General features: G+C 52.9%; 9 protein-coding genes. 6 read left to right on the top strand and 3 right to left on the bottom strand.

Annotation, left to right across the window (positions count from 1 at the left end; genetic code table 11):
- Positions 1 to 25: 25 nt before the first annotated feature.
- Positions 26 to 973 (bottom strand): methionyl-tRNA formyltransferase, encoded by a 948-nt coding sequence (gene fmt / locus NG42_RS20705; protein ID WP_052902762.1) that lies wholly within the window; start codon positions 971 to 973, stop codon positions 26 to 28.
- A gap of 25 nt (positions 974 to 998) precedes the next feature.
- Complete coding sequence (def, locus tag NG42_RS20710) at positions 999 to 1508, bottom strand: peptide deformylase (protein WP_052902764.1); 510 nt, start codon at positions 1506 to 1508, stop codon at positions 999 to 1001.
- A 129-nt stretch (positions 1509 to 1637) separates the two neighbouring features.
- Between def and dprA the strand changes: the two genes are divergently transcribed.
- From dprA to NG42_RS20740, 6 genes are read left to right on the top strand one after another with little or no spacing between them, the layout of a single operon-like run.
- Positions 1638 to 2762, top strand: coding sequence for a DNA-protecting protein DprA (gene dprA / locus NG42_RS20715; RefSeq protein ID WP_052902766.1), 1125 nt, complete (start codon positions 1638 to 1640; stop codon positions 2760 to 2762).
- Complete coding sequence (gene smg / locus NG42_RS20720) at positions 2734 to 3207, top strand: DUF494 family protein Smg (protein ID WP_052902768.1); 474 nt, start codon at positions 2734 to 2736, stop codon at positions 3205 to 3207. The genes dprA and smg overlap by 29 nt, the downstream gene beginning before the upstream one ends.
- Positions 3208 to 3232: 25 nt before the next feature.
- A complete protein-coding gene (locus NG42_RS20725) occupies positions 3233 to 3790 on the top strand; it encodes a DNA topoisomerase family protein (RefSeq protein WP_052902769.1) in 558 nt (185 codons plus the stop codon).
- Positions 3780 to 4352, top strand: a complete 573-nt coding sequence (gene tsaC, locus NG42_RS20730; RefSeq protein ID WP_052902770.1) for an L-threonylcarbamoyladenylate synthase type 1 TsaC — start codon at positions 3780 to 3782, stop codon at positions 4350 to 4352. The genes NG42_RS20725 and tsaC overlap by 11 nt, the downstream gene beginning before the upstream one ends.
- Positions 4353 to 4361: 9 nt before the next feature.
- The gene (aroE, locus tag NG42_RS20735; protein WP_052902772.1) at positions 4362 to 5180 is read left to right on the top strand and encodes a shikimate dehydrogenase; all 819 of its coding nucleotides are present in this window, start codon (positions 4362 to 4364) and stop codon (positions 5178 to 5180) included.
- On the top strand, positions 5177 to 5437 hold the full coding sequence (locus tag NG42_RS20740) for a DUF1488 family protein (RefSeq protein WP_052902774.1): 261 nt from the start codon (positions 5177 to 5179) through the stop codon (positions 5435 to 5437). The genes aroE and NG42_RS20740 overlap by 4 nt, the downstream gene beginning before the upstream one ends.
- Here NG42_RS20740 and NG42_RS20745 read toward each other — a convergent pair.
- Complete coding sequence (locus tag NG42_RS20745; protein WP_052902776.1) at positions 5404 to 5958, bottom strand: gamma carbonic anhydrase family protein; 555 nt, start codon at positions 5956 to 5958, stop codon at positions 5404 to 5406. The genes NG42_RS20740 and NG42_RS20745 overlap by 34 nt on opposite strands.
- Positions 5959 to 6303: the final 345 nt, after the last annotated feature.

Genomic DNA, 6303 nt, shown 5'->3' on the forward strand with positions numbered 1-6303 from the left:
CCCGACGTATTGCCGGGCTGAAGGATCAGGCAAGAACATTGCCCTGTATGAACCATTCACGGCGGGAATTTAGAATATCCTGCGCTTTCATCGCTTTTTTGCCGGCTGGCTGCAATTCAGTGATATTCAGCACGCCATCAGAGGTGGCAATCTGAATACCTTTCTTATCTGCATGGACAATCTCACCCGGCTGGCTGTTTGCCTGATGCGGCAACACTTGCGCGCTCCACACCTTGACCGGCTGATCCTCAACCATAAAATAGCTCATCGGCCATGGATTAAAGGCGCGGATACAGCGTTCCAGCTGAGCCGCAGAGAGTGACCAGTCGAGGCGAGCCTCTTCTTTACTCAGCTTCTCGGCATAGTTTACGGCTGTTTCATCCTGCACTTCTGGTTTAGCGCTGCCGTCCGCCAGTTGCTGGATGGTGGCTAACATACCGGTGGGCCCGAGCTGCGCCAGCTTGTTATACAGCGTGGCACTGGTATCGCTGGATTCAATCGGACAGGACAGTTTATACAGCATGTCGCCGGTATCCAGACCGACATCCATCTGCATAATAGTGACGCCGGTTTCGCTGTCCCCCGCCCACAGCGAACGTTGAATCGGCGCAGCGCCACGCCAGCGCGGCAGTAGCGAGCCATGCACATTGATGCAGCCGAGGCGAGGCATCTCCAGCACCGCTTTTGGCAGAATCAGTCCGTAGGCCACTACCACCATCAGATCGGCATGCAGATCAGCGACCAGCTGCTGGTTCTCTTCCGGGCGCAGCGACTTAGGCTGAAACAGCGGAATGTTATGTTCCAGCGCCAGTACTTTAACCGGGCTGGGCGTCAGCTTGTTGCCGCGGCCAGCCGGGCGGTCAGGCTGAGTAAACACGCCAACCACCTGATGCTCAGAAGCCAACAGCGCAGTAAGATGCTGCGCGGCAAAGTCCGGGGTTCCGGCGAAAATGATCTTAAGCGAATCGGACACAGTATTCCCTTCGAAAGCAGTACTATCAGGCACGCGAGTTGAGGCGCGCCAGTTTTTCCAGTTTCTGCCGAATACGCTGGCGTTTCATCGGCGAGAGGTAATCGATAAACAATTTACCGACCAGGTGATCCATCTCGTGCTGAATACAGATTGCCAACAGGCCATCCGCTTCCAGTTCGAAACTGTTACCGTCACGATCCAGCGCGCGGATTTTCACTTTTTCTGAACGCGGTACCAGAGCACGCTGTTCCGGAATAGACAGGCAGCCTTCTTCAATACCGGTTTCGCCACACTCTTCAAGCAGCTCCGGGTTAATCAGGACTAAACGCTGGTCGCGCTCCTCTGACACATCAATAACGATGATGCGCTGATGGATATCAACCTGCGTCGCCGCCAGACCGATGCCTTCTTCGGCGTACATCGTTTCGAACATATCATCGACGATACGCTGAATGTCTGCATTCACTTCTTTAACTGGCTTTGCGACGATGCGAAGGCGATCGTCAGGAAAATGTAATACCTGCAAAACTGACATAACTTTCCAGATCTGTGTTCAAGGGATAAAAGAATTATTCCTCTTATTGTAGACATTTCAGGCGCTGATTGACAGCATTCCTCGCGATGAGCGGCGCACCTTTGCGCTGACGATGACAAGGATAGTATCGTGACCTCAACTGAGATTTGGCTGCGCTTGTCCGGAGTAAAAAACCTGTCTGGTATGCGGATGCTGGAGGCGGCGACCACCCTGATTTCGCTTAATGAAACCAGCGCGGATGCACTGCGCGCGGCCGGGTTAAATCCTGAGCAGGCAAGCCAGTTTTGGCAGTGTGATCCGCGCGTGCTGGAGAATACCTGCGACTGGCTGGCTTCGCCTCAGCACCATCTGTTAACCGCCGATGCGGCTGACTACCCACCACAGCTGAAGAATATTGCCAGTTATCCGCCGCTGCTGTTTATTGCCGGTAATCGTGAGATTTTGTCATCGCCGCAGCTGGCGGTCGTGGGTAGCCGTGACTGTAGTCACTATGGCCGGGAATGGGGGGCTTATTTTACCCAGGCGTTGGCGCTGAGCGGCTTGACCATTACCAGCGGACTGGCGCTGGGAATTGATGGCGTTGCCCATCGTGCAGCCCTCGACGTAGAAGGCAAGACGATTGCGGTATTAGGCAGTGGCCTGGCCGCGCTGTATCCAAAGCGACATACGGCGCTGGCCAGTGAAATTATTGCCGCGGGTGGTGCGCTGGTTTCCGAGTTCCCGTTATCAACACGGCCTCTGCCGCAACATTTTCCCCAGCGTAACCGCATTATTAGTGGTCTGAGTGCCGGCGTATTGGTGATTGAAGCCACGTTGCGCAGCGGATCGCTGGTGACCGCACGCTATGCACTGGAGCAGAATCGCGAGGTGTATGCTTTACCCGGCGCGTTAGGAAATAGCGGTAGTGAAGGTGTGCACTGGTTGATTCAGCAGGGGGCATTATTAGTGGCGCATCCGAACAATATTCTCGAAGAAATGAACAGCAACCTCAACTGGCTGCCTTTTTTAGCTACACAGCCAATATATTCTTCAGACAATGCCGATGTTCCATTGCCATTTGCTGATGTGTTGGCTAACGTAGGAGATGAGGTTACACCTGTTGACGTCGTCGCTGAACGTGCCGGCCAACCTGTGCCAGCCATCGTAGCTAAGTTGCTTGAGCTGGAGTTAGCAGGATGGATCGCAGCTGTACCCGGCGGCTATGTCCGATTGAGGAGGGCATGCCATGTTCGACGTATTAATGTACTTATTTGAAACCTATATCCACAACGAAGCAGAAATGCGTGTTGATCAGGATAAATTGACTGATGATTTGACCGATGCAGGTTTTCATCGTGAAGATATTTATAATGCGTTGAACTGGTTGGAAAAGCTGGCAGATTATCAGGACGGTCTTACCGCTCCGATTCAGCTGGCAAGCGATCCATTGTCAATGCGTATCTACACCGAGGAAGAGAGTCAGCGCCTCGATGCCAATTGCCGTGGTTTCATTCTGTTCCTGGAGCAGATTCAGGTGCTTAATCTCGAAACCCGGGAAATGGTTATCGAACGCATTATGGCTTTGGATACCCTCGAGTTCGATCTGGAAGATCTTAAATGGGTCGTGCTGATGGTGCTGTTTAACATCCCGGGATGTGAAAACGCCTACCAGCAGATGGAAGAGCTACTTTTCGAAGCCAATGAAGGAATGCTGCACTGAAGATTGCCTTCGTGTACAAAACGCTATGAATAAAACAGCGCTTTTCGCTGTGCGAAAAAATGAAGCCTGCCCCCGCTGTGGGGCAGAACTGGTTATTCGCTCCGGGAAACACGGTGCGTTTCTCGGTTGCTCTGATTATCCAACCTGCGAGTATATTCGCCCGCTTAAAAGTCAGGCTGACGGGCATGTGGTGAAAGTGCTGGAAGGGCAGCTGTGTCCGCAATGTCAGTCCGAGCTGGTACTGCGGCAGGGGCGTTACGGCATGTTTATTGGCTGTAGCAACTATCCGGAATGCGAACATACTGAAGTGATCGATCGCCCGGATGCAACCACCATTCCCTGCCCACAGTGTCAGCAGGGCAAACTGGTTCAGCGCCGCTCGCGCTATGGCAAAACCTTCCATGCCTGCGATCGCTATCCTGATTGCCAGTTTGCCGTTAATTTTACCCCGGTTGAAGGCGAGTGCGAATTTTGCCACTTCCCTCTGCTTATTGAGAAAAAAACCGCCAGAGGCTTAAAACGTTATTGCGCCAGCAAAGCGTGTGGTAAGCCAGTTACCGCAGGAACCCGTAGTGAAGAATGATCTGTTAGCCGGCTCAATTGAGTCATCTGTTGCACAGCTTCAACAGCAAGCTGTGATCGCCTATCCGACTGAGGCGGTTTTTGGTCTGGGCTGTGACCCTGACAGTGAAACTGCGGTCCTGAAGTTGCTGGCGCTGAAGCAGCGTCCGGTTGAGAAAGGACTTATTTTAATCGCTGCTGATTATCAGCAGCTTGAGCCGTATATCGCCGATGGCGAACTCTCGGTGGAGCAACGCGAGCGTATGTTTGCCAGCTGGCCTGGTCCGGTAAGCTGGGTGGTGCCGGCATCACAACACACCCCACGCTGGCTGACCGGGCGTTTTGACTCACTGGCGGTGCGCGTCAGCGATCATCCGGATGTGCAGCGTCTGTGCCGCGCATTCGGTAAGCCGCTGGTTTCCACCAGTGCTAACTTGACCGGTGCTGAACCTTGTCGCAGTGTCGAAGAGGTGCGTGCGCAGTTTGGCATTGATTTTCCGCTGCTGGTGGGTGAAACCGGTGGACGACTGAATCCGTCAGAGATCCGTGATGTCATCTCGGGTGAGCTGATTCGTCAGGGATAGAGGAACAGAATGGACACTTTCGCCGTATTTGGTAACCCGATTAGTCACAGTAAATCGCCGCGCATTCATCAGTTGTTTTCGCAGCATACCGGTATCGACCATTCTTATGGGCGTATCTGCGCGCCGGTGGATGATTTTGCTGCCACGCTTAATCAATTCTTTGCGCAGGGCGGGCGTGGTGCGAATGTCACTCTACCTTTTAAGCAGCAAGCCTTTGCGTTGGCCAGTGAATTAACCGCGCGCGCGGCATTAGCCGGTGCGGTAAATACCCTGTTGCTCAATAAAGAGGGCGTCTTAATCGGGGATAACACCGACGGTATCGGCCTGCTGACCGATCTTGAACGTCTTAACTTGATCAAGCCAGGCGATCGGATCTTATTGATCGGCGCTGGCGGCGCGGCGCGTGGCGTGATGTTACCTCTGTTGTCATTTGGCTGCGCGGTCACATTGACCAACCGCACCCTGAGTCGCGCTGAAGAGCTGGCCACGTTATACCAGCATAGCGGCGACGTGCAGGCTGTGGCCATGGATCAACTGCCAGATCAGCACTTCGATCTGATTATCAATGCCACTTCCAGCGGTGTCGCGGGCGATATTCCGGCGGTGCCTGCTTCTCTTATTACTGCGGAGGTGCGCTGCTACGACATGTTTTATCAGGTGGGTCTCACGCCGTTTCTCAGTTGGTGTCAGCAACAGGGCGCAACGCAGTTTGCCGATGGTCTGGGAATGCTGGTCGGTCAAGCTGCGCATGCTTTTCTTTTATGGCATGGCAAATTACCGGAAATCAGCCCAGTGATTGCGATCCTGAAGAGCGAGCTGGCAGAGTGAATCAGGCGATTCAGTTTCCCGATCGGGAGTTCTGGGACAGTGAACGTCAGGCGGTCTGCTTTCCGGCGCAGGTCAATGGTTTTAACCTTACCTGTGCGATTGCGGCGGAAACGCTGCGGCAGCGTTACGGCAGCGGTGCATCCGACCTTGAGTTGTTCAGAGCGCACCGCTGGGATATAGAAGAAGAAGCTGAAGCCTTGATCGCGCAACAGCAAGAAGACGATCAAGGCTGGGTCTGGCTCTCCTTCGCTAAATAGTCATCCTTCCAGCCAACATAGTTGCTGGAGGAATAGAGTAACCCGGCGATCTCTTTCTCTGTCAGTGGTCGTACTGGCTTCGCCGGACTACCTAAATAGAGATAACCGCTTTCCAGCCGCTTACCTGGAGCGACCAGGCTGCCCGCACCAACCATCACATCATCTTCTACTATTACGCCATCCAGTAAAATCGATCCCATACCAATCAGTACACGATTGCCGATGGTGCAGCCATGCAGCATCGCTTTATGACCCACCGTTACGTCTTCACCGATAATTAGCGGATGACCTTCCGGGTTAGACGATGACTTATGGGTGACATGCAGCACGCTGCCGTCCTGAATATTACTGCGTTTGCCAATCACCACTTTATTAACGTCACCGCGAATCGCCACCAGTGGCCAGATGCTGACATCGTCTGCCAGTGAGACATCACCGACTACCACGCTCGACGCATCAACCATTACGCGTTCACCTAATTGAGGAAACCATTGCTTAAAAGCACGTAAAACCGAAGGCATAGAGTTGTTCTCCTTTCATGTTGTTATTGAAGGGTAGTGCGCATGCCGATTTGTTATCAATGAATAGCGTAATTTATGCGGCAAAATTGCGCGGATCGAACGAGATCTCAACGAAAAGATTGAAAACTCAGCAACCAAAATAAAAGATCGAAAAAAGGCTTGTGCATTAAATTCGGATCCCTATAATGCGCCTCCATCGACACGGAACAACGGCTTACAGGCCACGGTGTTGAGAGGTTCAGGAAGTTCTGAACCGCCGGGGAAAAACTTCTGAAAAAGAGGTTGACTCTGAAGGAGGAAAGCGTAATATACGCCACCTCGCAACAGCAAGCCAAATCGCTGATT

Source organism: Winslowiella iniecta, assembly GCF_001267535.1.
Lineage (GTDB): Bacteria > Pseudomonadota > Gammaproteobacteria > Enterobacterales > Enterobacteriaceae > Erwinia > Erwinia iniecta.